Origin of the sequence: Erwinia sp. BNK-24-b (genome assembly GCF_047456155.1) — a bacterium.
Lineage (GTDB): Bacteria > Pseudomonadota > Gammaproteobacteria > Enterobacterales > Enterobacteriaceae > Erwinia > Erwinia phyllosphaerae.
This window is the reverse complement of record NZ_CP179901.1, coordinates 18,792-45,386: the sequence shown is the minus strand read 5'-3', so window position 1 is coordinate 45,386 and position 26,595 is coordinate 18,792. Positions and strand designations below refer to the sequence as shown.

Sequence of the window (26,595 nt, the reverse complement as noted above, 5' to 3'; positions counted from 1 at the left end):
CTGCTCATTTGTTGCTGCCTGTTGGTTGACTATCATCGCAGGTGAAGTGCTAAAAGCAACAGGAAAAAGGCGAAGCTTGCAGAAAGGAAAGGGGTTAAATGCGCGGCGGCGTGGAATAAATGCCCTGACAACGCTGGCGCGCGCCGTCAGTGCATTTGGTAGCGCTGTGCGTAGTCGCTGGGATCGTTATCCGAAACGGCTGCGCAAAGCTGCGCCAGCGCCTGGCTGCGGAAAGGAATAACCTGAAAACGGTCGTCCACCTGCACAATCTGATAAAACTGCGGCAGATTGAAGTTAATAAAGCTGGAGCCGTAGGTAAACCGATCGTGCGAGGAAGAATAGAAGCGGCTAACGTCGCGCACCAGCTCCTCTTTGCTGCCTTCGCAGTGATGATAAATTTCGACGCGGTTGGTTTCATCCAGAATATAGATATTGAAGCCGCGATCGTCTTTGGTATCTTCGAAGAAGAACTGAATAATGCCTTCGCTGGCGTAGCCGTTTACCACCGACGGCAAACGGGTCTGATCCGTTTCTACCTTTATCGACAGGCCGTGCAGCTTGTTATTGGAGATAGCGCCATAAAACTCCACGGCGTTCTCTAATTTCTGCACCGAAACGCTCAGGCGCTCAAAGAACAGCCCCCAGGTCTGGCCAGCCACGCGCACGGCCTTAAAGCGGCCCGGCTCCTGGCGCGTGCTGGAAAGGCGCAGCTCAATACATTCGGATACCAGCTGCTGCACGCGCGTGCGAATTAAACCGCGCAGATGCTGGCTGTAGCAGAAGACTTCTACGGCATCCGGCGGCGCGGCATCCTGATGCATTTTGCCCAGAATGGTTTTTAGCGCCTCAATCATCGCCTGCTCGCCGTTGAAATGCAGCGTGCGCACTTCATTCCACGAGTTGCGGTAAAGCAGATCGATGCTACCAATTAAACACTGCTGCTGCTGGCCGAAGCTGAACACGTCCAGCTTGCGAAAATCGAAATGCACCACCTGATTGCGGAAAGCGGCGGTCGGGTCATATTCCAGATTAACAATAATCGCCAGATGGCGGATCTCACACGGGCTATACAGCGCCTTTGGCGTCGGCGCGGGCAGGCGCAGCGGAAAATGGTGCGACACATCCGCCACCAGCTCCTGCAGCCTGGCCAGATCGCAAAGCTCGTTGCCCTTGATATGCAGGCGCGTTTTGCTGGTCAGCAAACCGTTGAACCACGCCCAGGCAACCAGCTTGTTAAGATAGCGGTTATATTCCAGCGGCTGATGGCTGATGATCGACTGCATATCCGGTGCCTGGTTATACAGATACCAGCCCGCACGGTTAGCGCGGCCGTGCGGCACGTGAATAAAGGTCAAATGCGGTTCGGAAAGATCCGGGGAAATCTGCGGGTTCACCAGCGTGACTTTTCCCGGTAGCGCTTCAAAAGCGGCGTAAAGCTTACGCGTTAACACGCCGATATCCTGCGGGCTGGCGCTGACGCTCAGATTATTGCGGCGCGCAAAGCGGATCAGGTTGCGATAGCTCTGCATCATCGCGTCCAGCAGCTCATTGTGCGCCTCGCGCACGCGGCCGATTTTCCATTCGGCGCGGCTGTCCAGCATGATCAGACGCTGCTTGTCCCAGCCCCACTCTTTTACCAGCTGGCCAAGGATTTCCCGCCGCCAGCCCGGTTCGCTGCTGACCGATAATTTTTCACGCACTTTTAAATAGAAGCAGCGGCGCACCAGATCGAGACGCGCATGGTCATCGATGCTGGTGAGATAGTGCGTGACGCGTTCCAGCATCATGCAGTAGGGATCGAGGCCATAGGAGACGATTTCGCCGTCGTGCAGGCGCTGTTTGATATCCATTGCCAGCAGGCGCGTGCTCGGATATTCCCAGGAATAGGCTTCCAGCAGCAGCGTTTTCAACACCGCTTTATAAGGAGAGTCGATGCTTTTATAGAGCTGCCACAGGCTCGCGCCGAAGTACTCTTCAGCGGAAAGCGTGCCCAAGCCGCCCAGGTCGAGCCATTCGTTCGGCGTCAGCACGCCTTTTTGATAAAGCGACATTACGTAGTCGTCGTAATGCTCTTCCTCTTCGCCCGGCACCATATTCCACAGAATACGCTTACCGGCCATGCGCACGGCGGTACGGTAAAACTCATCCAGCAGTAGAATATGCTGCGTGGAACCACAGTCTTCGCCACCCAGGCTGCCGCTTTCATTGTGGCGGAAGCGGTTTTCATCGATCAGGAAGAAGCTGGCATCCACGCCCATGCCCGCACACCATTTTTGCAGCAGCGTACATTTCTTTTGCAGCGCCAGACGCTCTTCGTTATCCAGCCAGGATTGATGGCAAACCCAGATATCCAGGTCAGAAGTGGCGTTCTGGCCGACGGAAGAGGTGCTGCCCATCGAGTAAACGCCGGTAATCGGCAGTTCACCCTGCGGCGTCAGCGCGGCGGATGATCCAGATTTACCTTCTAAATCATCGAGATAAGTTTTTTGGCTTTCATCAGGCGTGTAGAAGCTGATGCCATGTGGAACGTTACCCGCAAGGTAACCCGGCATCAGCGGATGATGATAATGTAATAAGGTCGGCAGCAGACTGTAAACCTGTTGGAACTCAGGTCCCATCGCCGCCAGGGCGCGATCGACGCGCAGCTGGTTGATGGCATCCAGTCTCTGTTTCAGTGTCTCAATGTAGAGGTACAAGACGTCTCGCCTGATTATCCCAGTGCCTGCAAAAAAACCTGTTCCCGAAATTTGCCGCTTGCTTTAAAAATAGTCGTGCAAATTATTGCTGGAAACGTGATCAATCTAACACCTGGTCGGTTGACCGTAAAGAAAGTTGCGCTACCAAACAGTTTAGCACGTTTTACCATCAGCCAGACCCAAAATCCCGCAACCCGCCCCGCCATCGCCGTTTCAGGCCGTGGAAACTGACAGGCTTCCCGTAACAATGATAGGATAATCAGTGAACGATAAAAACGGTAACCAGCATGTCAGACAAAATTTTAAGAATAGCTACCCGCCAGAGTCCGCTTGCGCTGTGGCAGGCGCACTATGTTCAGCAGCGTTTGATGGCCAGCCATCCAGGGCTGCGCGTTGAGCTGGTGCCTATGGTCACCAAAGGTGACATTATTTTAGATACGCCGCTGGCGAAGGTTGGCGGCAAGGGCCTGTTTGTCAAAGAGCTTGAACAGGCTTTACTGGACGGCCGCGCCGATATTGCCGTTCACTCGATGAAAGATGTGCCGGTAGAGTTTCCGCAGGGGCTGGGGCTGGTGACTATCTGCGAGCGCGAAGATCCGCTCGACGCCTTTGTTTCCCACAAGTTTGATTCTGTTGATGCGCTCCCGCAGGGCGCCGTTGTCGGCACAAGCAGCCTGCGCCGCCAGTGTCAGCTTAGCGCCCGCCGTCCGGATCTGATTATCCGCTCGCTGCGCGGCAACGTCGGCACTCGTTTAAGCAAGCTGGATGCGGGCGATTACGACGCCATCATTCTTGCCGTCGCGGGTCTGAAGCGGCTGGGACAGGGCGACCGTATTCGCCACGCCATGCCGGCAGAAGAATCTTTGCCTGCGGTAGGCCAGGGCGCGGTCGGGATTGAGTGCCGCCTGGACGATGCGAACACCATTACCCTGCTGGCCGCGCTGAATGATGAAGATACGGCAATACGCGTAAAAGCCGAGCGCGCGATGAATACCCGGCTAGAGGGCGGTTGCCAGGTGCCAATCGGCAGTTTTGCCGAGCTGGAAGGTAACGAACTCTGGCTGCGCGGGCTGGTTGGTTCGCCGGACGGCAGTAAGATGATCCGTGGCGAACGCCGTGGGCCGCGTGAAGATGCAGAAAAAATGGGTATCTCGCTGGCCGAAGAGCTGTTGAGCAACGGCGCACGTGAAATCCTGGCAGAAGTCTATAAAGGAAATCCGCCAAAATGAGCATCCTGGTAACCCGCCCGGCTCCGGCGGCTGAAGAGCTGGTCAGCCGTTTACGTACCGCTGGCCGGGTTGCCTGGTCTATGCCGCTGATCGAATTTACGCCGGGCACCGGCCTGGACCAGCTACCGCAGCAGCTGGCTTCATTACAGGATGGCGATCTGGTTTTTCTTCTTTCCCAACACGCTATTCATTACGCCCACCCCGCTTTAGCGCGTGCTGGCGTTTCGTGGCCTTCCTCTCTGCACTATTATGCTATAGGCCGTACCACCGCGCTGGCTTTGCATACGGTCAGTGGCCGGGATGTAGTCTGGCCGCACGAGCGCGAAACCAGTGAAATATTGATCCAGCTTCCTGCTTTACAGCAGGTTGCCGGAAAGCGCGCGTTGATCCTGCGCGGCAATGGCGGACGTGAATTACTGGCGGAAACCTTGCAACAGCGCGGTGCTGATGTACAGTTTGTTGAATGCTATCAACGCTGTGCGAAAATTTATCAGGGTGCCGAGGAAGGTCGACGCTGGCGAGATCGCCAGGTTGATACGCTGGTTGTAACCAGCGGCGAAATGTTGCAGCAGCTTTATTCGCTCTTCCCGGAGATCGATCGTGAGGAATGGCTTCTCCACTGCCGACTGGTGGTCGTTAGTGAACGCCTGGCTACCCGCGCCAGAGAACTGGGCTGGCGAGCGGTTCAGGTAGCCGAAGGTGCCGATAACGACGCGCTGCTGCGCGCGTTACAATAAACTTAAATATGGGATGTGCCACAATGACGGAACACAAAGACGCCTCTGCCATGGTTGAAGCGACCACCCCAGAGGAAGCAACCTTAACGCCAGAGCAAAAACCACCGCGCAAGCCGCGCAATGGGGCGACGGCGCTGGCCGTACTGGCGATTGCCATCGCGCTGGCTTCCGGCGTCGGCCTCTATTTCAATGCCCACTCTCAGGCTCAGCACCAGGCTGCGGCAAATAAAGCGCTGGCAGATCAGCTGGCCGCGCTGCAGCAGGATGCCGCTGGCGAGAAACAAACGCTGGTTCGTCAGCTTGCCGCGCAAGGCAGCGCGCTGGATGCCGCCCGCGCACAGCAGGCAGCGACCAGTAAGCAGCTGGACGAGTTGAAAGAAAAAGTCGCGACGATTTCGGGTAACGACGCGCATACCTGGCTGCTGGCTCAGGCCGACTATCTGGTTAAGCTGGCCGGTCGCAAACTCTGGAGCGATCAGGACGTCACCACCGCCGCCGCGCTGCTGAAAAGCGCCGACGCCAGCCTGGCCGACATGAACGATCCCAGCCTGATCGACGTGCGCCGGGCGCTAACGCAGGATATCAGTACGCTCTCCTCGATTAGCCAGGTCGATTACGACGGCATTATTCTCAAGCTTAATCAGCTTTCCAACGGCGTCGATAATCTGCGCCTGGCCGATGATGACAGCGACGACGCGCCAATGGATGCCGATAGCGGTGAGCTTTCCTCTTCGCTGCGCGAATGGCGACAGAATCTGGTAAAAAGCTGGCATAACTTTATGGATGATTTCATTACCATCCGTCGCCGTGACACCACAGCCGAACCGCTGCTGGCGCCTAATCAGGACGTTTATCTGCGCGAGAACATCCGTTCGCGCCTGCTGATTGCTGCTCAGGCTGTGCCACGCCACCAGGATCAAATCTATAAGCAGTCCATCGACTCGGTTTCTGCCTGGGTTCGCGCCTGGTTTGATACTAACGACGCGGCAACAAAAGCCTTCCTCAGCCAGCTGGACGAACTTAGCCAGCAGAGCGTATCAATGGACGTGCCGAACGCGCTGCAAAGCCAGCCGATGCTGGATAAGCTGATGCAAACACGCGTGCGTAACCTGCTGGCTCAGCCAGGTGCCCAACAGCAGCAGGGAGAATAAGCATGCTTAAGGTACTGATCGTTTTTGTGTTATTGATGGCAGGCGTCGTGCTTGGTCCGATGCTGGCAGGCCACCAGGGCTATGTGCTGATCCAGACCGATAGCTGGAATATTGAAACCAGCGTTACCGGCCTGGTGATCATTCTGATCCTGGCGCTGCTGGTGATTCTTTTTGTTGAGTGGGTACTGCGTCGTCTGTTTCGCACCGGTGCCCGTACTCGCGGCTGGTTTAAGGGCCGCAAGCGCAACCGCGCGCGTAAGCAAACCAACGCCGCACTGCTTAAGCTGGCGGAAGGCGATCATCGTCAGGTTGAGAAGCTGCTGTCGCGTAACGCCGACCATGCCGAACAGCCAATGGTGAACTATCTGCTGGCAGCGGAAGCGGCTCAGCAACGCAACGATGAAGCGCGCGCTAATCAGCATCTGGAACGGGCAACCGAACTGGCCGGTAACGACCAACTGCCGGTAGAAATTACGCGGGTACGCCTGCAGCTGGCGCGCAATGAGGATCATGCGGCAAGACACGGCGTCGACAGACTGCTTGAGGTCGCGCCGCGCCATCCTGAAGTCTTGCGTCTGGCAGAACAGGCATACGTACGTACCGGCGCGTGGAGCGCGTTGCTGGATATCCTGCCCGCAATGGAAAAAGCTGGCGTCGCCGATGAAACGCACCGTCTGGCGCTACAGCAGCAGGCATGGCTTGGCTTAATGAGTCAGGCGATGGCCGATCAGGGAAGCGAAGGGCTGAAGCGCTGGTGGCATGACCAGAGCCGTAAAACGCGGCACGAAACGGCGCTGCAGGTGGCGATGGCGGACCATCTGATCGTCTGTGACGACCATGAGACCGCTCAGGCGATCGTGCTGGACGGGCTTAAGCGCGGTTACGATGAGCGCCTGGTACTGCTGATGCCGCGTCTGAAAACCGGCAATCCTGACCAGCTGGAAAAAGCGCTGCGCCAGCAGATTAAACAGCATGGCGCTACGCCACTGCTGCACAGCACGCTGGGTCAGCTGCTGATGAAGCACGGCGAATGGGAAAAGGCGAGCGACGCTTTCCGCGAAGCGCTGAAGCAGCGCCCTGATGCTTTCGACTACGCCTGGCTGGCCGATACGCTGGACCGCCAGAACAAGCCGGAAGAAGCCGCAGAGATGCGCCGCGACGGTTTGCTGCTGACCTTGAAAAACAATCCCTGAAGCCAGCTATAGCAACACGTCATCGATAACCTGAACCGGGCACCTGCCCGGTTTTTTTTCGCCTGCACATAAAAAAACACCCACCAATTTGGCGGGTGTAAAAACAGGCCGAAAAGACCGGCTGATACCTGACTCAACGTTGTGTCCTGGACGCCCGTTAAAGCCTTACGGCGATAGCGGCAGATGGACAACAGGTACCCTAAGGGGGCTCTGCATCATTCCCGGGTTTATGAAGCGTGCGCAAACATAAGAGGTGGAATGAGCATCTACAGGGGGATTATAGCAGTTAACGTGCCAGGTCTTTAGCTGACGCGATAATGATAATTTATATTCTTTTTATACAGTCACTTATAACACCGACCTTTTTAAAACGGCCTGTCTGCGGTTGTCTTTATATAGCGACGGAAAGCGGGCCAGGCGTCGTTTGTTAGCGACAGGCCATGTATAGTGAGGTAAAGGTGAATAATAACAATGAGTTAAACGTCTCTTTTTAGCGACACGCTTTAGCGTTTTAACGACAGAGACGCAAAAAGGCCAGCTCGAAAGCTGGCCTTTTCTTAATATGGTCGGCGAGAGAGGATTATTCCCCTGCGGGCCGTTGCTAAAGCAACGTTGTCTCGCTGCGCTCGGCTCAAACCTCCTTCGGAGGCTCTCATCCTCTTTGAGCTTTGAGCGCAAAAAGGCCAGCTCGAAAGCTGGCCTTTTCTTAATATGGTCGGCGAGAGAGGATTCGAACCTCCGACCCACTGGTCCCAAACCAGTTGCGCTACCAAGCTGCGCTACTCGCCGAATACTGCTGGCACTGCGGCTTAAAAAATTCGTCTTTTAAGCGAAAACCCTGCCTTAGCAAGGTTTCTAAATATGGTCGGCGAGAGAGGATTCGAACCTCCGACCCACTGGTCCCAAACCAGTTGCGCTACCAAGCTGCGCTACTCGCCGAAAACTGCGTACTGCTAAAGATTTTGTGGTGCGAAGAGAGGGACTTGAACCCTCACGTCCGTAAGAACACTAACACCTGAAGCTAGCGCGTCTACCAATTCCGCCACCTTCGCATACAAAATCTGGGGTGGCTAATGGGACTCGAACCCACGACAACTGGAATCACAATCCAGGGCTCTACCAACTGAGCTATAGCCACCACACCTGTTACTCGACTTCTTTACTGCTTACTTCTTAACGCGGTAATACTACCACCGCAGCTCTCGCGCACAAACTTAATGGCGCGCCCGACAGGATTCGAACCTGAGACCTCTGCCTCCGGAGGGCAGCGCTCTATCCAGCTGAGCTACGGGCGCGTAGCGCCGTTGCGGATGGGCATACTACGGATTCGAGCCGATCCTGTCCAGTGCTTTTTTCATAAAAAATCCTGTTTGCTTACGCTTTGTGCGTTCTGTCTAAACTACAGGCGTTTTAGCCTGTTTTGACCCGCTAATCCGTTACTTTTTGACCTTTACGCCCGTTTAAAAAAGGTTGATTAAAGATCGCCACGTAAATGATAGCGCAGATATTTCAGCAGCCCGAGCTGTCTTCTTAACCTTGAAGGCTGCATGATCAGCCGATAAAGCCATTCAAGGCCCATTTTCTGCCATATCTTTGGCGCACGCTTTACGTTTCCCGTAAAGACGTCATAGGTGCCGCCTACGCCCATATAAAGCGCGTCAGGATAAAGCGCCTTGCAGTCGCGCATCAGGACTTCCTGACGCGGCGACCCCATCGCTACGGTGACAATCTTCGCGCCGCTGGCGGCGATGCGGGCAAACAAAGCTTCGCGTTCGGCTGGCGTGAAATAACCATCCTGCGAACCGACCAGATTGACGTTCCACTGCCGCTTCAGCTTTTCTTCGGTCTGCGCCAGAATATGCGGCTTGCCGCCCACCAGGAAAACCGGCGTCCCTTCCCGTCCGGCACGTTCCATCAGCCCTTCCCACAGGTCTGCCCCGGCGATGCGCGATACTACGGCGTGCGGATACTTTTTGCGGATAGAGCGCACAATGCTGATACCGTCGGCATATTTGTACTCTGCCGCATCAATCAGCCGATGAATGTCCGGCTCTCTCTCCGCCGTCAGCACTTTCTCGGCATTGATCGCCACCAGTGTGCCGCTTTTCAACTGGTTTCCCTGCCAGAGAAAATCGATAAATTCCGCCATATTGCGAAAGCCCAACAGCGTAATGCCGCGGATCGGGTACTGCGGAGCCGTAAAGGCAGAGTTCATGGTCGAGTCCTTATGGCAAAATTCAGTTCTGAACCGCTACGCGTGCGCGTGCGCGGATCACGCCTGCGCTGTCGAGCAGCCAGTAAAGCAATTTAGCGACCACTACCGCCGCTGCAAAAATCAGGCAGAAGAACACCACGCGAGAGACAAAGGCGTCCAGCCCTTCCCTGGCCAGCACAATCATGTTGAACACCGCGCCAAAACAGAAGCTTTGCAGGATCGCCGCCTTGTAGCGATTGCTCTCCTGACGGCCTTTGTTATACAGCCAGTCGAACCATTTAATGATCATCCCGACCACTACCGCACCCGGAGCAATAAACCAGACGCCGCCCATCACCACCAGCGAACCCAGCAGCGTTGGCGAAATCGCCAGGCCCGAATGGTTATTTAACACTTCCCACGTAAAGTAGTTAGCGCTGTTTAACACCAGCGACGGCCGGTCCGGCCACAGCCAGCCCGGAATAAAGACGTAGAAATCTCTGACTATCGGTGCCAGGCCCTGAAACTCGATCTTGTCGTAGTTTTGCAGCAGCAGCCCCAGATTTTCCCACGGCGAGAAAGTGTCTCGCGTCAGGTAAAGGAAGGTGTAGAACGCCTCGCTGCCGCTGACGTCGAGATTATAACGTCGTAGCGCCAGCCAGAACATGCCGACCACGCCAGCCACGCCAGCCATCGCCAGCATCCACAGCGTTATCCAGCCGCGAATAATGCCGATAAACAGAAACAGTGCGAAAGCAATAATGATGTTCGCTCGCGTGCCGCCGACAATGGCGTAGGTCAGCAGTCCAAAAGCTACGGTGCTCACCAGAAACAGCAGCCAGCTTTTCAGACCCGGACGCAGGAAATAGACCACCAGCATCGCCGGAATAAAGAAGTAGAAGAAGCGCTTTAGCGCCACGCCGGAAACTTCCGCCGAGAAAATCTGGCTATAGCTGTGTAGTTTAAAAAGCAGGAAGCCGTTGTGCAGAAAGAAAACCAGCACCGTACCCAGCGCAATCAGCGCCAGAATGCCCCACGTAAGATGGGCTTCAACGCGGTTGATGGTAAAAGCCTGTCGCGCGGGCTTATCCGTTGCCTGCCGCAGCCGGGTTTTATAGCTGACGTAATAAATGGCATAGAACCCGGTGGCGGAGAGCATTGCCTGCAACAGGTATTCTGCCGGGACGACCTCCACGTTAAAATCAAACACCAACAGGCTGGTCAGTGGGAAACCAAAGTAAAAGGTCAGCAGAAAAAGCAAAGAGAAGAAGACGTTAAAATTAAAGCGGACGCGGCGAAACTCCCGCCAGGTCAGCGTCAGGATCAGCGCCAGCGACAGCAGCCACACCGTCAGCAGGCCTGCAAATTGTGAAAGCATCATGCCGTTTCTCCTTCTGCCAGCGCCAGCGCCTGCTGCCAGCCCGCCACATAGGCCGGTTCAAAAAAGGCGATAGCCGATTTATTCAGACCAGCCATTTGCCGCTTTGTTTCCGCAATCAGCTCGGGCGTCAGCGGGTCGCCGCTAAACAGGACGGGCACCTGCTGTTCGGTCAAATCCTGCCAGAAAGGGTTTTTGCGATTGACCACAAAGGGAATATTGGCCTGAATCAGCAGGCACAGCGTCCCTATGCCCTGCTGGCGCTCAAAAATAAAATAGCCCAGGTCGCAGCGCGCAATCAGCTGTAGGTACGCAGCAAAATCGAGTTTCTCGCTGAGGATAGTCAGATTAGCGGCAAACAGGGCCTCGCCCGCTTCCCGCACGCGCTGGATATAGGCTTCGTTGTTTTCCGGATAGCCCAGCGGCACCACCACGTTTACCTTGTCGCCAAACTGCCGGTGAATTTCCTGTAGGGCCTGAAGGTGACGGTTGCTGGCATCGCCAGAGTTACCCACCAGGATCGTTAGCTGCTCGTTCTTAGCCGTTTCCGGTAGTTCTGGCTGCGCCATGCGGGTAGGAAAATAGAGTAGCGAAGCGGGCACGGCAGGATGGCGCTGGTGAAAAAAGGTGATATCGCCACGCGTGGCGAAAACGTGTCCGATACGCTTTTGCGCCAGTCGACGCAGCATATAGAACAGACGGAATTTGATACCGCCAGCCTGCTCATAAAGATCGGCGCCCCAGATATGCCACCAGGCCTGTGAAGGGCGAATTTTTCTTAGCAACAAGGCCAGCCACAGCGTCGGATTAAACTGGCCGTGGAAGAAAAAGCGCGTCTTGCGATCGGCCTGCGCGCGCTCGATGACCGCCCGGGCAATGCTTTTTTTACTGGCGAACCAGCGAACATTTAGCGCGGCAAACGTGGCCATCGATGGAGTGCCAACGACCCAAAACTGGCGCTTTTCGCCTGCGGGAACGGCCTGTGGCATAACGTCGTTAAAAAATCGCAGTACGGTCTGGTTGTGGTGCTCAACAGGCGAGCCAAGAACGTGAATCAATGTTGTCATACTTGTCTTTGATAAAGAAAGAATACGCCGGCGCAAAGCGCAAAATAGACGATGTAGGTGGCCATATAGGCCTGGGCCGCGCCCGCCGCGCCATGCAACGGGATTAACCATCCGGCAAACAGCGTGAGCAGCAGGAACTGACTGATTTCGGTCAGCACGTAAAACCGCAGCGACGCTTTGGCGATCACCAGATAACCAAAGACATACGAGCCGACTTTGAAAACGTCGCCGGTTAGCTGCCAGACAAACAGATTGCGCATGCCGGTAAACTTGCTGGAGAACAGTAGCCAGATAGCGACGTCGCGCAGCAGCCACACGGTCAGGCTCACGGCCATCACCGCTGGCAACACAAAGCTCAGCGAGCGGAGAATTTCGCGCGAAATCGCTTTTTTATCCGTTAATCTTGAGAGCGTCGGCAGCAGGTAAACGCTGAACGACGCGGTAATAAATTGCAGATAAGCATCGGAAATGCTGGTGACGCCCTGCCATAACCCTACCTGATCCCAGCTGGTATGAGCCGCTAACTGATTACGCATCATTACCCATGCGACCGGCAGCGTTACGGAGGTAATTACCGCCATCAAGGTGAATTTGCTAAGGTTACGCGCAATCTCACCGTGCCACTGCGGTTGCAGAAAACGCAGCGGCAGGTGGTCACGCTTCGCCAGCAGCACGGCTGCGGGCACTACCACCAGCGCCGGAACCATCGCCATACCAACCAGCGCGCCGCTGTAGCCGCCAAGCCAGTAGCAGATAAACCACGCCGCTACGCCAGTCAGGCTGCCAAAAATCAGCGCCAGCGCGTTGCCCTGCGCATCGCGGAACCCTTTTATCACCGCCAGCGCCAGATTTGCCCAAGCGATACCGACCTGCAAAAAGGCGACCAGCCGCACCACATTCTGGTAATCGCCGTGTCCAAACAACCCAACGCTGATCGGTTCAGCAAACAGCAGGAAAATGACCGCCAGCAGCGTAGAAAACCCCAGCACCATCGCCGAAGCGGTACCGACGACGGCACGCAGCTGCGTCGGCTGCTGCTGATATTCCGCCACGTATTTGGTTACGCCGTTGAAAATTCCTGCGCCAGCCAGCACGCCAAGCACGGTAATCAGCTGGCGGAAGTTGCCCGCCTGGCCGACGCCGCCAGGGCCAAACGCCACCGCCAGCATTTTTACCACCAGCAAACCGGCAGCGATTTTTACCAGCGTGGACGAAGCCGTCCACACCGAAGCCTTAGCCAGTGACATATCAGAAATAGCTCAGCAGCGAATTAATAACCGTTTTCTGGTTATTAGCAGAAAGGTTATAAAACAGCGGCAGCCGCAGCAGGCGCTCGCTTTCCGCCTGCGTATAGTTATCCGTACCGTGGAAACGGCCAAAACGCTGTCCGGCCGGTGACGAGTGCAGCGGGATATAGTGGAATACGGCTAAAATTTCCGCTTCTTTTAGCCAGTTAATCAATGCGCTGCGGTCGTCGTTGTCGGCAAGCTTGATATAGAACATATGCGCGTTGTGCTGGCAATCTTGAGGGATAATCGGCAATTCAATACGGCCGCTGTCGGCAACGGGCTTGAGCGCATCGTAATAGTTTTGCCACAGGCGCAGGCGCTGGTCGTTAATACGCGTTGCCGCCTCCAGCTGCGCCCAGAGATAAGCGGCCTGCAAATCCGCCATCAGATAGCTGGAGCCGATATCCCGCCAGGTATATTTATCCACCTGGCCCCGGAAAAACTGGCTGCGGTTGGTGCCTTTTTCGCGAATGATTTCCGCGCGTTCAACCAGCGCCGGATCGTTAATTAAGGTTGCGCCGCCTTCGCCGCCCGCCGTGTAGTTTTTGGTTTCGTGAAAGCTGAAGCAGCCAATATGGCCGATAGTGCCCAGCGCTTTGCCTTTATAGGTCGACATTACGCCCTGCGCCGCATCTTCAACGACGTACAGCCCATGCTTTTCCGCCAGCGCCATTATCGTGTCCATTTCGCAAGCGACGCCCGCGTAGTGAACCGGCACGATGGCCTTGGTTTTCTCGGTGATGGCCGCTTCAATCAGCGTTTCATCTATGTTGAGCGTATCGGGACGAATATCGACAAACACGATGGTCGCGCCGCGCAGCACAAAAGCATTAGCGGTAGAAACGAAGGTGTAGCTGGGCATAATCACTTCGTCACCGGGCTGGATAGCTATCAGGATAGCGGCCATCTCCAGCGAAGCGGTACAGGATGGCGTCAACAGCACTTTACGGCTGCCGAAACGGTTTTCCATCCACTGCTGGCAGCGTCGGGTAAAGCCGCCGTCGCCGCACAGCTTGCCGCTGCCCATCGCCGACTGCATATATTCAAGCTCGGTTCCCACTACCGGTGGGGCGTTAAACGGGATCATAAAATTACCTGTAGAGCCACCAGGCGGTGCGTTCAATCACGCCGCCGCAGCGATGATAAAGTCGGAGCGCTGGCAGATTGCCAAGCTGTGTGGCAACGTGCAGACGCGTCAGGCGTCGCGCCCGGCACCAGTCGATTGCCGCCTCGATCATTCTCTGACCAACGCCCAGCCCCTGCGCTTCCGGCAGCGTCGCCAGCAGGCCGATTCGGCCACTGCCGTCGGCCAGTTCACGCAGCGAGATAAAGCCCTGAAGATCGCCCTGGTCATTGACGGCAATCAGGCACTGGTGGTCAAAGGTGCCGAGCACGGCGTTTTCTATCCACTGCGCATAAAAGCGCCCACTGTCTTCAGGCTGATACCAGGGCGCGCGAAAACGGCTGAAGGCAAAAGCGCTGCTGGCCGCCTCACGCAGTGCGGGAATATGCTCTTTGCGGGCGATACGAATGCCTTCCGGCCTGCCGCCCGCGCCGATACCCAGCACAAAATCCGCTTCGCCTTCGACAAAGCGAAACCCCAGCGCGCTCAGTGCATCCAGCTCTGCCGTCTGCTGTGACAGCACTTTCGCCTGAATCAGATCGTATCCCTGCAACGAAGCTTCATCAATCGGCGCTTCGTGCAAATCAAGATTCAGCAGGCCGCTGTTGAGATTAAAAAAAGCGTTTTCCCACGCCAGCGGCGTGACGCTTCCTTGCAGAGGCTGGATCATGCTCACCGCCAGATGCCTTTAGTATCCACCAGCCAGCGCGATTTCAGGCTGGCCGCGTCGATAGTTTTGAACTGGCGATGATCTACCAGCATCACCAGCACGTCCGCCTGCTGTAGCGCCTCTTGCTGGGTGACCAGCACGCTTCTTTCCGGCATGCCGTGCGGCAATTGCTGAATGTTGGGTTCCACCAGCTGCGTGGTGCCCTGATGCCAGTCCGCAATCATGCTGGCCACGTGCATCGCCGGACTTTCTCTTAAGTCGTCGATATCGGGCTTGAAGGCCAGGCCAAAGCAGGCAATTTTCAGTTCGCTGGCGCGTTTGTCGCTGGCAACCAGACATTCGGCCAGCTTTTTCTTCACCTGCTCCAGCACCCAGTGCGGCTTACTGTCGTTCACCTCACGCGCGGTGCGGATCAGGCGGGCCTGCACCGGGTTTTGCGCCACGATAAACCAGGGATCGACCGCAATACAGTGGCCGCCGACGCCCGGGCCCGGCTGAAGAATGTTAACGCGCGGATGGCGGTTAGCCAGTGCAATCAGCTCCCAGACGCTAATCCCCTGATCGGCGCAAATCAGCGACAGCTCGTTGGCGAAAGCGATGTTGACATCACGGAAGCTGTTTTCGGTCAGCTTACACATCTCGGCGGTGCGCGAGTTAGTAACCACACACTCGCCTTCCAGGAAGATGTTGTAAAGATCGCAGGCTTTTTGCGAACAAAGCGGCGTCATGCCACCAATCACCCGATCGTTTTTAAACAGCTCAACCATGACTTTGCCCGGCAGTACGCGCTCCGGACAATAGGCGATATGGATATCCGCTTTGCTGCCCTCGTGCTGTGGAAACGTCAGGTCGCTACGCGCCATCGCCAGCCATTCGGCCATTTGCTCCGTCGCACCTACCGGGGAGGTCGATTCCAGAATGACCAGGTCGCCTTTTTTCAGCACGGGCGCGATAGATTCCGCAGCCGCTTTTACCCAGCTCAAATCAGGCTGGTGGTCGTCTTTAAACGGCGTAGGCACGGCGATCAGGAAGGCGTCCGCTGGCTCTGGCCGCGTGACGGCGCGCAGGTGACCCTGTTCCACCGCCGTTTTGACTACGCTGTCCAGATCCGGCTCGACGATATGAATTTCGCCCCGGTTAATGATTTCGACCGCGTGCGCGTTGATATCCACGCCGATCACCGTTTTTTGTCGGGAGGCAAATGCCGCAGCGGTAGGCAGGCCAATGTAGCCCAGCCCGATAACAGAAATGGTATTGAACATTATAAAGAAATCCGATTATTTTTAAGCGCCTGCACAATACGTTCGCAGGCCAGGCCGTCGCCATAAGGGTTATGGGCGCGGCTCATGGATTGCCAGGCCTCTTCATCCGTTAACAGACGCGTGGTCTCGTGAACAATTTTTTGTATGTCAGTACCCACCAACCTGACAGTGCCTGCATCCACTGCTTCCGGACGCTCTGTCGTTTCGCGCATGACCAGCACGGGTTTGCCCAGCGATGGCGCCTCTTCCTGGATACCGCCAGAATCCGTCAGGATTAGCCAGGCGCGATCCATTAGCCAGACAAACGGCAGATACTCCTGCGGCTCTATCAGCACCACGTTGTCGATATCGCTAAGAATACGGTTCACCGGCTCGCTGACGTTGGGATTGAGGTGCACCGGATAGACGATTTGCGCTTCAGGGTGACGCCGGGCGATTTCCGCCAGGGCGCTACAGATGCGTTCAAACCCGTCCCCGAAGCTCTCGCGTCGGTGGCCCGTCACCAGAATCAACTTCTTCCCCTCTTCAAGGAAGGGATAGCGCGTTGCCAGGGTATTTCTTAACTGCTCGTCGCTTAATACTCTATCGCGCACCCAAAACAGCGCATCAATCACCGTGTTGCCGGTGACAAAAAGGCGCGATTCCGGCAGGCCTTCCCGCAGCAAATTCTGCCGGGCCGTTTCCGTGGGCGTAAAGTGCCAGCTTGCCAGGCGACCGGTCAGCGTACGGTTAGCTTCTTCCGGCCACGGAGAGTAGAGATCGCCCGTGCGCAGTCCGGCTTCGACGTGGCCAACGGGAATACGGTGGTAAAAAGCGGCCAGGCTTGCGGCAAAGGTGGTGGTGGTATCGCCATGCACCAGTACCACATCCGGCTTGAATTCAGCAAAGACGGCCTTCAGCCCTTCGAGAATACGGCTGGTGATCTCCGTGAGCCCCTGGCCGGGACGCATGATATTGAGATCGTAATCCGGGACGATAGCAAACAGCTGTAGCACCTGGTCCAGCATCTCACGATGCTGCGCGGTGACGCACAGGCGCGCTTCTATCTCACTATCCTGCGCGAGAGCGTGAACCAGCGGCGCCATTTTTATCGCTTCCGGGCGCGTGCCAAACACGGTTAATACTTTCACTGTTACTTTCTTTCCTTCGTCTGTTTGATGACGGCAAATCAGCGCGGACGCCGACGTATCAGTGCCGTTCCTGCGCCAATCAGCGCGCCTACAGCGCCCCACATGATCATCAGAAACAGGCGACGAGGACTGTCTCGTGTAACCGGCTCTTCCGGCGTACGCAGATAGCGCCAGCTCTGAAAGTTATTGCTCAGCGTCGGGCCTGCTTTCAACGTGCCGAGCATCGCCCTGTTCTGATCATAGTCCAGATCGTATGCCGGCCCGCTGGCCTGTAAATTCTCCAGCCTGGCCTGCAGCAGCGAACGTCCTAACAGAAACAGCTCGGAGTCCGGCAGTTGTTCAGAAGGCGTACTGGTTTTTGCCTGCTCAAAGCCCTGCTGCTGCGCAATCTTTAGCGCCTGCTGGACGCTGTTGATCTGGCGATCGTAAACCGCTTTGGCCACGGCTTCCTGTCTCAGCACCTGCGCCTGCAGCTGTTGGCTACGTGCCGCCCAGGCACCGGCCAGCTCTTCATTAAGATGCATTGCCGCGCGTTGACCGGCAAAAGCCACGTACTGGCGCAGCAGCGTATTCGCTTCCGGCGCGGTTTCAGCAATAAGTTTGACGCTGTCGTTCAGGCTCTTGGCCGCGTCGCCCGGCTGATACTGGATATTAGCGATCAGTTCATCCAGCAGCGCCGCATCGTCACGCGCGCTGCCTTGTTGCCGCTGCTTGTAATAGTCGCTTTGCAGCCAGAATTCGCGGCGCGCATCGTAAGACGCGAGCTGCATAATAAACTCCTGATAGGCTTCATCGGCAATAACGGGCAGCTGAACCGGCGCGTTGCTGCTGCGGATAGCCAGGTTATCCAGAAAAAGCTGCTGCGAATAGTAACGGCCCAACATGTTGACCGTGGGGCGATCGGTTACTGCCGTCGTGCTCCATTTTGGCGTCATCAGCAGCGAACAGAGCCAGGCCAGCAGCGCAAAAGAGATGGCGCCGCCGATAATCCAGCGTTTTCCTCGCCATAAAGCGCAGCAAAGCCCGCGGATATCCAGTTCGTTCTCTGCAACGTCAGGATGCGTCATACTTGATATTCCTTGTCATCAGGGTAAAGAGGTCCAGGGTAAAAGCGAGCTATTGTGCTTTGCGCAGCCTTCTTTTTGCTCTTTTTAACAGTCGCGCCACGCGCCATGCGCGCTTGATACAGTAGCCGTACAGCATAAAAGCCAGCAGGAACAGCAGCAGCATCATCCAGTCAGGGACAAAGCTTAGCGATTCGCCCAGCACGCCGACACCAGCCAGCAGCGCGGCCGCCAGCGTAATCAGAAAGCAGGCCTGACGGGAGGTGAATCCGGCCCGCATAATCAGATGGTGAATATGCTGGCGGTCAGCAGAAAATGGGCTCATGCCTTTGCTCAGGCGACGATACATAATGGCCACCATATCCATCAGCGGAATGGCGATAAGCCACAGCGCGGTCACGGGCGTGATGGGATGGCTCTGTCCCTGCGTTGCTTCCAGCAGGATCCAGATAATGGTAAAGCCTATCAGCGTGCTGCCCGCATCGCCCATAAACACCTTGTAGCGACGGCCAAACACGCCCAGGTTGAGCAGGATATAAGGGATAATGGCGGCGATCATCGCAAAGCACCACATCGCCAGGCTCTGCTGGCCATCAACAATCAGAATGATGCCCATCGCCAGAAAGGTGACGCAGGAAAGGCCGCCCAGCAGCCCGTCGATACCGTCCACCATATTAAAGGCGTTAATCGCCGCCCAGACCGCAAACAGCGTCAGCACGTAGCCGAAAGGGCCGACAATCAGCTCCCATGGGCCGAAGATAAACCCCAGGCTCAGCAGATAGAGCTTGGCCATCGTCATCATGACCACCGCAATGCCCGCCTGTACGCAGGCGCGGATTTTGACGCTGATATCAAAGCGGTCATCAAGTGCGCCAACCAGTACCAGTACGCCAGCACAGCTCAGGTAAAGCAGGCTGTGGGGAATATAGTAATCAGTGATAGTAAAACCGAAGCAAATGCCGGCAAAAACAGAAATGCCGCCGACCAGAGGGATAACACCCTGGTGACGCTTGCGATAGTTGGGCTTGTCCACAAGACCCACTTTTTTTGCTGCCTTACGCGCGAAAAAAAGGAATACCAGCGAAAATAAAAATATTAAAGCAAGCTCAGTACTCATATTGAGTAAATTCACATTAACCAGCTCTCTGCTAAGAATCCCAACTTTATAGCAACTTTTATGCCATAAGTGGCTGTTTGATTCTGATGTCCATCGTGTATCGGATAAAACTCAGTATAACCGTCCGGTTTTATACCCGAATGCACCTTTAATTTAATTCTCCAGTCGCGACATCGTATAGCCCATAAACGAAAAACGCCACGTCTGAGCGTGGCGTTCCCCGAGTTTTCTTATTTTTCCGGCTTCTGACATCCTTTCAGACAAAAAAAGAGGGTTGATCGCTCAACCCTCTTTTTTGTATAGACCATTCGCTGTTACGAACGCTTCATCATGTCGAAGAATTCGTCATTGGTTTTGGTCATCGCCAGCTTGTTGATCAGGAATTCCATCGCGTCGATTTCACCCATTGGATGGATGATTTTACGCAGGATCCACATCTTCTGTAGCTCTTCAGAACTGGTCAACAGCTCTTCTTTACGGGTACCGGAACGGTTGTAATCGATAGCAGGGAACACGCGCTTCTCGGCGATTTTACGCGCTAAGTGCAGTTCCATGTTGCCTGTACCTTTAAACTCTTCGTAGATAACCTCGTCCATTTTCGAGCCGGTATCAACCAGCGCGGTGGCGATAATGGTCAGGCTGCCACCCTCTTCTACGTTACGCGCGGCACCGAAGAAGCGTTTTGGACGATGCAGGGCGTTAGCATCCACACCACCCGTCAGCACTTTACCGGAAGCCGGTACAACGGTGTTATAGGCACGGGCCAGACGCGTAATGGAGTCCAGCAGGATGATCACGTCTTTCTTGTGCTCAACCAGGCGCTTGGCTTTTTCGATAACCATTTCGGCAACCTGCACGTGGCGGGAAGCTGGCTCATCAAAGGTAGAGGCAATAACTTCGCCTTTCACCAGACGCTGCATCTCGGTAACTTCTTCCGGACGTTCGTCAATCAGCAGCACCATCAGCACGCAGTCAGGATGGTTGTAGGCAATGCTCTGCGCGATGTTCTGCAGCAGCATGGTTTTACCGGCTTTTGGCGGCGCGACGATCAGACCACGCTGGCCGCGACCGATCGGCGAAGCCAGATCCAGTACGCGTGCGGTTAAGTCTTCGGTAGAACCGTTGCCGCGCTCCATGCGCAGACGCGAGTTAGCGTGCAGCGGCGTTAAGTTTTCAAACAGGATTTTGCTACGGGCGTTTTCCGGTTTGTCATAGTTAACTTCGTTAACCTTCAGCAGGGCGAAATAGCGCTCACCTTCTTTCGGCGGGCGGATCTTGCCGGAAATGGTGTCACCAGTGCGGAGGTTAAAACGGCGGATTTGGCTGGGAGATACGTAGATGTCGTCGGGGCCGGCAAGGTAGGAACTGTCTCCGGAGCGGAGGAAACCAAATCCATCCTGCAATATCTCCAGTACGCCGTCGCCGAAAATATCTTCGCCGCTTTTCGCATGTTGTTTAAGGATGGCGAAGATAATGTCCTGTTTGCGCATGCGCGCCAGGTTTTCCAGCCCCATATTTTCGCCGAGAGTTATCAGGTCAGAAACCGGCGTATTTTTTAATTCGGTAAGATTCATAATGGTGGGTTCTTAAACTCGGGGTAAATCTCGAAATGTTTGTCGTCAATGGTATGGCGAAAAATCCATGCCTGTTAATGGCTTTCTTGTCGGACTCTCGACGATCGCGTGCAGGAATACGCGGATCCGATACGAGGAGACGGTAAGGACAAGGTGCCGGAAATTCTGGATACTAACCGTCAGATTGCTGAATATCTGTAAAACTCAGATGAATACAGTGTTCAACAAGGAGCAAATCTTAGATTCAAACTACAGGTAAGTGCGTAGTGCAGTAAAAATAAGTTAGCACGCTTGTTCGCAAACGTCTAGCGGTGAGCTAAAAATATGCAGCTGGTATGACAAGGCGCAGAATCGGGCTGGATGGAATAGTGCCCGGCAGCGCCGCCGCTGCCGGACAAAGGGCGATTAGCCCAGGTTCGCGGTCAGGAACTCTTTGAGCTGGCCTTTAGAAAGGGCGCCCACTTTCGTTGCCGCCACTTCGCCGTCTTTAAACAGCAGCAAAGTAGGAATACCGCGAATGCCATATTTTGGCGCCGTGCCCGGGTTTTCGTCGATGTTCAGTTTTGCGATGGTCAGCTTGCCGTCGAACTCTTCGGCGATTTCATCGAGGATCGGGGCAATCATTTTGCACGGACCGCACCATTCTGCCCAGAAGTCGACCAGCGTCAGGCCTTCTGCTTTCAGTACGTCGGTTTCAAAGCTGTCATCGGTCAGGTGGACAATTTTATCGCTGCTCATGTCTTACTCCAAAATATTATGCCTGGCTGCGTGGCGTAAAATCTGCCAACTTAGGTTGACTTTATTTCACCGGATACGCTTTCGTAAAGCAATAGTAAGCTGATATTCTACCACACTATGAGCAAAACACACTTAACCGAACAGAAGTTTTCCGACTTCGCCCTGCACCCACAGGTCATTGAAGCCCTTGAAAATAAAGGGTTTCATAACTGCACGCCTATTCAGGCGCTGGCATTGCCTTTCACGCTGAACGGGCGTGATGTAGCGGGACAGGCGCAAACCGGTACCGGGAAAACGATGGCGTTTTTAACGTCAACGTTCCATCATCTTCTTTCTCACCCCGCGCCGGAAGGGCGTCAGGTTAACCAGCCACGCGCGCTGATCCTGGCTCCGACTCGCGAATTAGCCGTGCAAATTCATGCAGATGCAGAACCACTGGCGCAGGTGACCGGCCTCAAGCTCGGGCTGGCCTACGGCGGTGACGGCTATGACAAGCAGCTGAAAGTACTGGAAAGCGGCGTCGATATTATTATCGGCACCACCGGCCGGCTGATTGACTACGCAAAACAGAATCACGTTAACCTGGGCGCGATTCAGGTTGTCGTCCTCGACGAAGCCGACCGGATGTTCGATCTGGGCTTCATTAAAGACATTCGCTGGCTGTTCCGCCGCATGCCTGCCGCTAACCAGCGTCTTAACATGCTGTTCTCCGCAACGCTTTCCTTCCGCGTCCGCGAGCTGGCGTTTGAAAACATGAACAACGCCGAATATGTGGAAGTGGAGCCGGAGCAGAAAACCGGACACCGCATTAAAGAAGAGCTTTTCTATCCTTCCAACGAAGAGAAGATGCGTCTTCTGCAAACCCTTCTGGAAGAAGAGTGGCCGGATCGCGCCATTATTTTCGCCAATACCAAACACCGTTGTGAAGACATCTGGGGCCACCTGGCGGCTGATGGTCACCGTGTTGGTCTGCTGACCGGCGACGTGGCGCAAAAGAAACGCCTGCGTATTCTCGATGACTTTACCAAAGGCGATGTAGATATACTGGTTGCTACCGACGTAGCCGCTCGCGGTCTGCATATCCCTGCGGTGACCCACGTTTTCAACTACGATTTGCCTGACGATCGTGAAGACTACGTCCACCGCATCGGCCGTACCGGTCGCGCGGGCGCAAACGGGCATTCTATCAGCCTGGCTTGTGAAGAGTATGCGCTGAACCTGCCTGCTATCGAAGAGTATATCGGCCACAGCATTACCGTAAGCCGCTATAACAGCGACGCGCTGATGACCGACCTGCCGCCGCCAAAACGCTTAACGCGTAGTCGTCCTGGCAACGGCCCGCGCCGCAGCAGCGGCCCGAACAATCGTCGCAGCGGTCCGCCGCGCAACAATAACCGCAAACGTTCAGGTTAACGCCATGCCTAGCGCTTCATCGCTTTATGCTGCAATAGATTTAGGATCTAACAGCTTTCATATGTTGGTGGTGCGTGAGGTGGCTGGCAGCATCCAGACCGTTGCGCGTATCAAACGCAAGGTGCGCCTGGCTGCCGGTCTGGACAGCGACAGCCGCCTTTCCGATGAGGCGATGGCGCGCGGCTGGCAGTGCCTGAAACTGTTCTCTGAACAGCTGCAGGATATCCCGGCGCACCAGATCCGCGTCGTTGCGACGGCAACGCTGCGCCTGGCCGCCAACGCCGGAACCTTTCTGCATCAGGCGCAGCAGATTTTAGGCTGCGCCATTAATGTGATTAGCGGCGAAGAAGAAGCCTGCCTGATTTACCAGGGCGTGGCGCATACCACTGGCGGTTCCGATAAGCGTCTGGTGGTTGATATCGGCGGCGGCAGTACGGAGCTGGTCACGGGCAGCGGCGCAGAACCAGGCGCGCTGTTCAGCTTGCCCATGGGCTGCGTGACCTGGCTGGAACGCTATTTTGGCGATCGTCACCTGGGCAAGCTCAACTTTGACGAGGCCGAGCAGGCCGCCAGCGAGATGATTCGTCCGGTAGCGAAAAAGCTGCGCGAGCAAGGCTGGGAAATCTGCGTTGGCGCGTCGGGCACCGTCCAGGCGCTGCAGGAAATCATGATGGCGCAAGGCATGGACGAGCGCATCACGCTGAGCAAGCTGCAACAGCTGAAACAGCGCGCTATCCAGTGCGGCAAGCTGGAAGAGCTGGAAATCGAAGGCCTGACGCTGGAGCGCGCGCTGGTTTTCCCCAGCGGCCTTTCCATTTTGATCGCCATCTTTACCGAGCTGAATATCAGCAGCATGACGCTGGCCGGTGGCGCGCTGCGCGAAGGTCTGGTTTACGGCATGCTGAAGCTGCCGGTCGATCGCGATATTCGTAACCGCACGCTGCACAATATCCAGCGCCGCTTTGCCATTGACGCCGATCAGGCTTCGCGCGTACGTATGCTGGCAGAAAGTTTTGCTCGTCAGGTTAGCCACAGCTGGAAGCTAGACGATCGCTGCCGGGAGCTGCTCGACAGCGCCTGCCTGATCCATGAAATCGGCCTGAGCGTCGACTTCAAACAGGCTCCGCAGCACGCCGCCTATCTGGTACGTAATCTGGATTTGCCGGGCTTTACGCCCGCGCAGAAAAAGCTGCTGGCGACGCTGCTGCAAAACCAGGTCAACGGTATCGATCTGGCGCTGCTCAGCCAGCAAAATGCCGTGCCGCCGCGCATGGCGGAAAGAATGTGTCGGCTGCTGCGGCTGGCCATCATTTTTGCCAGCCGTCGTCGCGATGATACGCTGCCCGCGGTTCGGCTGCATGCTGATGACGATAGTTTGCAGGTGGCCTTACCGGCTGGCTGGCTGGAGGCGCACCCGCTACGTGCAGAACTGCTGGAGCAGGAAAGCCACTGGCAAAGCTATGTGCACTGGTCGCTGACCATAAACTAGTTTATTACCCGGCGCTTTTTGCCTTATCCAGCATCGCCCTTAATCCGGCCACGCGGCTCTGCCCCGTTTGCATCCGCTGTTCCGGGCTAACTACTTTGCGCTCGGTTTCCCAGTTCAGATCGTCCTGCGGCAGCTCCAGCAGAAAACGACTCGGCTCTGGTCGAATAACTTCGCCATACTGGCGCCGTTCGCGGCACAGCGTAAACGTCAGCTCCTTCTGCGCCCGCGTGATCCCCACGTATGCCAGCCGGCGCTCTTCTTCTACGTTGTTTTCGTCAATGCTGCTCTGGTGCGGCAACAGCCCTTCTTCCATGCCGACAAGATAAACGTAAGGAAACTCCAGCCCTTTCGAGGCGTGCAGCGTCATGAGCTGGACCTGATCCATATCTTCCTCGCTTTCGCCGCGTTCCATCATGTCGCGCAGCGTAAAGCGCGTCACCACCTGCGTCAGCGTCATCGGCTCGTCGATATCGCTGCCTTCCAGCATTTCCGTCATCCACTGAAAGAGCATATTGACGTTTTTCATCCGCATTTCGGCGGCTTTCGGGCTGGCGGAAGTTTCAAACAGCCAGCTCTCATAATCGATACCGCGAATTAAATCGCGTACTGCGGCAATCGGTTCACGCTCTGCCAGCACGGCAATTTCCTGCAGCCAGAAGGTGAAACGCTGTAGCGATTCCAGCCCGCGTCCGGTCAGCGTCTGTCCCAGCCCCATATCGAAGCTGGCGGTAAACAGGCTCTTGTTGCGCTGCATTGCCCACTCGCCCAGCTTTTGCAGCGTGGCTGGCCCGATTTCACGCTTTGGCGTATTGACGATGCGCATAAAGGCGCTGTCGTCGTTGGGATTGGTCAGTACGCGCAGATAGGCGAGTAAATCTTTGATTTCCGGTCGCGAGAAAAATGAGGTTCCGCCAGAAATCCGATAGGGGATCCGGTTTTGCATCAGCATTTTTTCAAAAACGCGCGACTGATGGTTGCCCCGGTAAAGAATGGCGTAATCTTTGTACTGCGTTTTATTAATGAAGTGATGCGCTATCAGTTCGCCCGTTACCCTTTCGGCTTCATGATCTTCATGGTTGGCCGTGACCACTTTTAGCTCCGCGCCGTAGCCCAGCTCTGAAAAGAGCCGTTTTTCAAAAACGTGCGGATTGTTGGCGATCAGGATATTGGCCGCTTTCAGAATACGTTCCGACGAACGGTAGTTTTGCTCCAGCTTTATCACCTGCAGCGCCGGGAAATCTTCCTTTAGCAGCACCAGGTTTTGCGGCCGCGCGCCACGCCAGGAGTAGATTGACTGATCGTCATCACCTACCACGGTGAAACGGGCGCGAGCGCCGACCAGCAGTTTAACCAGCTCATACTGGCTGGTGTTGGTATCCTGGTATTCATCCACCAGCAGATAGCGGATACGCTGCTGCCAGCGCTCGCGCACTTCCAGATTGCGCTGGAAAAGCAGCGTCGGCAGCAGGATTAAATCGTCAAAGTCCAGTACGTTACAGGCTTTCAGATGCTGGTCATAAAGTCCGTAACAGTGCGCAAAAATCTTGTCGCGTTCGGACGTGGCTCCCGCCGCCGCGCGGCCAGGATCCAGCAGATCGTTTTTCCAGTTAGAGATCGTCGAGACCAGCTGCTGTAACAGGTTTTTATCGTTTTCCAGCCACTGCTCGGTCAGCTCTTTAAGCAGCGCCAGCTGATCCTGGTCGTCAAACAGGGAAAAATTCGATTTCATCCCCAGCGCGGCATATTCACGCTTGATGATTTCCAGCCCCAGCGTGTGGAAGGTAGAAATCATCAGGCCGCGCGCTTCTTTACGTCCCAGGGTTTGCGCCACGCGCTCTTTCATTTCACGCGAGGCTTTATTGGTAAACGTCACCGCCGCAATATGGCGAGCCTGATAGCCGCATTCGCGGATCAGGTGAGCAATTTTATTGGTAATAACACGCGTTTTGCCCGAGCCTGCACCGGCCAGCACCAGACAAGGCCCGGTGACAAATTCGACGGCGTGTTGCTGACCAGGATTAAGACGCATAGGGTTTTACTCGATGAAATGACAGAGGGAAAGAAATCACAGCGTGGTAGTA

20 protein-coding genes, 5 tRNA genes and 1 other RNA gene are annotated in these 26,595 nt (G+C 55.6%); 6 read left to right on the top strand and 20 right to left on the bottom strand.

Annotation, left to right across the window (positions count from 1 at the left end; translation table 11 throughout):
- Positions 1 to 146: 146 nt before the first annotated feature.
- Positions 147 to 2,696, bottom strand: coding sequence for a class I adenylate cyclase (locus ACMGGR_RS00225; protein WP_246762168.1), 2,550 nt, complete (start codon positions 2,694 to 2,696; stop codon positions 147 to 149).
- Positions 2,697 to 2,983: 287 nt separating this feature from the next.
- Between ACMGGR_RS00225 and hemC the strand changes: the two genes are divergently transcribed.
- The 4 genes from hemC to hemY are packed head-to-tail and all read left to right on the top strand — an operon-like array spanning position 2,984 to position 7,006.
- Positions 2,984 to 3,925, top strand: coding sequence for a hydroxymethylbilane synthase (hemC, locus tag ACMGGR_RS00220; RefSeq protein WP_414147897.1), 942 nt, complete (start codon positions 2,984 to 2,986; stop codon positions 3,923 to 3,925).
- Positions 3,922 to 4,662 (top strand): uroporphyrinogen-III synthase, encoded by a 741-nt coding sequence (hemD, locus tag ACMGGR_RS00215; RefSeq protein WP_246762164.1) that lies wholly within the window; start codon positions 3,922 to 3,924, stop codon positions 4,660 to 4,662. Before hemC ends, hemD begins: the two co-directional genes overlap by 4 nt.
- A gap of 23 nt (positions 4,663 to 4,685) precedes the next feature.
- Positions 4,686 to 5,813, top strand: a complete 1,128-nt coding sequence (hemX, locus tag ACMGGR_RS00210) for a uroporphyrinogen-III C-methyltransferase (protein WP_246762162.1) — start codon at positions 4,686 to 4,688, stop codon at positions 5,811 to 5,813.
- A gap of 2 nt (positions 5,814 to 5,815) precedes the next feature.
- Positions 5,816 to 7,006: a protoheme IX biogenesis protein HemY gene (gene hemY / locus ACMGGR_RS00205; RefSeq protein ID WP_246762160.1), complete on the top strand. Its 1,191-nt coding sequence runs from the start codon at positions 5,816 to 5,818 to the stop codon at positions 7,004 to 7,006.
- A 563-nt stretch (positions 7,007 to 7,569) separates the two neighbouring features.
- Here hemY and ACMGGR_RS00200 read toward each other — a convergent pair.
- The 18 genes from ACMGGR_RS00200 to trxA form a co-directional block, all read right to left on the bottom strand.
- A non-coding RNA gene (locus ACMGGR_RS00200) (RtT sRNA) lies at positions 7,570 to 7,683 on the bottom strand.
- Between the two features lie 35 nt (positions 7,684 to 7,718).
- Positions 7,719 to 7,795: transfer RNA gene (locus ACMGGR_RS00195), tRNA-Pro, on the bottom strand.
- Between the two features lie 73 nt (positions 7,796 to 7,868).
- A tRNA-Pro gene (locus ACMGGR_RS00190) sits at positions 7,869 to 7,945 on the bottom strand.
- A gap of 26 nt (positions 7,946 to 7,971) precedes the next feature.
- Positions 7,972 to 8,058 (bottom strand) — tRNA-Leu (locus tag ACMGGR_RS00185).
- Positions 8,059 to 8,068: 10 nt separating this feature from the next.
- Positions 8,069 to 8,144 (bottom strand) — tRNA-His (locus ACMGGR_RS00180).
- A gap of 80 nt (positions 8,145 to 8,224) precedes the next feature.
- A tRNA-Arg gene (locus ACMGGR_RS00175) sits at positions 8,225 to 8,301 on the bottom strand.
- Positions 8,302 to 8,480: 179 nt separating this feature from the next.
- On the bottom strand, positions 8,481 to 9,221 hold the full coding sequence (gene wecG, locus ACMGGR_RS00170; protein ID WP_246762524.1) for a lipopolysaccharide N-acetylmannosaminouronosyltransferase: 741 nt from the start codon (positions 9,219 to 9,221) through the stop codon (positions 8,481 to 8,483).
- Between the two features lie 22 nt (positions 9,222 to 9,243).
- Positions 9,244 to 10,581 (bottom strand): ECA oligosaccharide polymerase, encoded by a 1,338-nt coding sequence (wzyE, locus tag ACMGGR_RS00165; RefSeq protein ID WP_246762522.1) that lies wholly within the window; start codon positions 10,579 to 10,581, stop codon positions 9,244 to 9,246.
- Positions 10,578 to 11,645: a TDP-N-acetylfucosamine:lipid II N-acetylfucosaminyltransferase gene (locus tag ACMGGR_RS00160; protein WP_414147896.1), complete on the bottom strand. Its 1,068-nt coding sequence runs from the start codon at positions 11,643 to 11,645 to the stop codon at positions 10,578 to 10,580. Before ACMGGR_RS00160 ends, wzyE begins: the two co-directional genes overlap by 4 nt.
- Positions 11,642 to 12,892 (bottom strand): lipid III flippase WzxE, encoded by a 1,251-nt coding sequence (gene wzxE, locus ACMGGR_RS00155; RefSeq protein WP_414147895.1) that lies wholly within the window; start codon positions 12,890 to 12,892, stop codon positions 11,642 to 11,644. Before wzxE ends, ACMGGR_RS00160 begins: the two co-directional genes overlap by 4 nt.
- Position 12,893: 1 nt before the next feature.
- Positions 12,894 to 14,021 carry a dTDP-4-amino-4,6-dideoxygalactose transaminase gene (gene rffA, locus ACMGGR_RS00150; protein ID WP_246762513.1) on the bottom strand — a complete coding sequence of 376 codons (1,128 nt, stop codon included), beginning with the start codon at positions 14,019 to 14,021 and terminating at the stop codon, positions 12,894 to 12,896.
- A gap of 4 nt (positions 14,022 to 14,025) precedes the next feature.
- Positions 14,026 to 14,727 (bottom strand): dTDP-4-amino-4,6-dideoxy-D-galactose acyltransferase, encoded by a 702-nt coding sequence (gene rffC / locus ACMGGR_RS00145; RefSeq protein ID WP_246762508.1) that lies wholly within the window; start codon positions 14,725 to 14,727, stop codon positions 14,026 to 14,028.
- 2 nt (positions 14,728 to 14,729) lie between these two features.
- Entirely contained in the window at positions 14,730 to 15,992 is a 1,263-nt protein-coding gene (gene wecC / locus ACMGGR_RS00140) for a UDP-N-acetyl-D-mannosamine dehydrogenase (RefSeq protein WP_246762531.1), read from the bottom strand.
- Positions 15,989 to 17,119, bottom strand: a complete 1,131-nt coding sequence (wecB, locus tag ACMGGR_RS00135) for a non-hydrolyzing UDP-N-acetylglucosamine 2-epimerase (protein WP_246762496.1) — start codon at positions 17,117 to 17,119, stop codon at positions 15,989 to 15,991. The genes wecC and wecB overlap by 4 nt, the downstream gene beginning before the upstream one ends.
- Positions 17,120 to 17,157: 38 nt before the next feature.
- Positions 17,158 to 18,186 (bottom strand): ECA polysaccharide chain length modulation protein, encoded by a 1,029-nt coding sequence (gene wzzE, locus ACMGGR_RS00130; RefSeq protein ID WP_414147894.1) that lies wholly within the window; start codon positions 18,184 to 18,186, stop codon positions 17,158 to 17,160.
- A 49-nt stretch (positions 18,187 to 18,235) separates the two neighbouring features.
- A complete protein-coding gene (gene wecA / locus ACMGGR_RS00125) occupies positions 18,236 to 19,315 on the bottom strand; it encodes a UDP-N-acetylglucosamine--undecaprenyl-phosphate N-acetylglucosaminephosphotransferase (protein ID WP_246762487.1) in 1,080 nt (359 codons plus the stop codon).
- A 299-nt stretch (positions 19,316 to 19,614) separates the two neighbouring features.
- Positions 19,615 to 20,874: a transcription termination factor Rho gene (gene rho, locus ACMGGR_RS00120; RefSeq protein ID WP_246762481.1), complete on the bottom strand. Its 1,260-nt coding sequence runs from the start codon at positions 20,872 to 20,874 to the stop codon at positions 19,615 to 19,617.
- Positions 20,875 to 21,279: 405 nt separating this feature from the next.
- The gene (trxA, locus tag ACMGGR_RS00115) at positions 21,280 to 21,612 is read right to left on the bottom strand and encodes a thioredoxin TrxA (protein ID WP_246762478.1); all 333 of its coding nucleotides are present in this window, start codon (positions 21,610 to 21,612) and stop codon (positions 21,280 to 21,282) included.
- A gap of 117 nt (positions 21,613 to 21,729) precedes the next feature.
- On the opposite strand from trxA, the gene rhlB reads away from it, so the two are divergent.
- Both rhlB and gppA read left to right on the top strand, forming a co-directional pair.
- Positions 21,730 to 23,025, top strand: coding sequence for an ATP-dependent RNA helicase RhlB (rhlB, locus tag ACMGGR_RS00110; RefSeq protein ID WP_246762472.1), 1,296 nt, complete (start codon positions 21,730 to 21,732; stop codon positions 23,023 to 23,025).
- Positions 23,026 to 23,029: 4 nt separating this feature from the next.
- Positions 23,030 to 24,514, top strand: coding sequence for a guanosine-5'-triphosphate,3'-diphosphate diphosphatase (gppA, locus tag ACMGGR_RS00105; protein WP_246762470.1), 1,485 nt, complete (start codon positions 23,030 to 23,032; stop codon positions 24,512 to 24,514).
- Positions 24,515 to 24,518: 4 nt separating this feature from the next.
- Here the strand turns inward: gppA and rep are convergent, their stop codons facing one another.
- Positions 24,519 to 26,543 carry a DNA helicase Rep gene (gene rep, locus ACMGGR_RS00100; protein WP_414147893.1) on the bottom strand — a complete coding sequence of 675 codons (2,025 nt, stop codon included), beginning with the start codon at positions 26,541 to 26,543 and terminating at the stop codon, positions 24,519 to 24,521.
- Between the last annotated feature and the right edge of the window lie 52 nt (positions 26,544 to 26,595).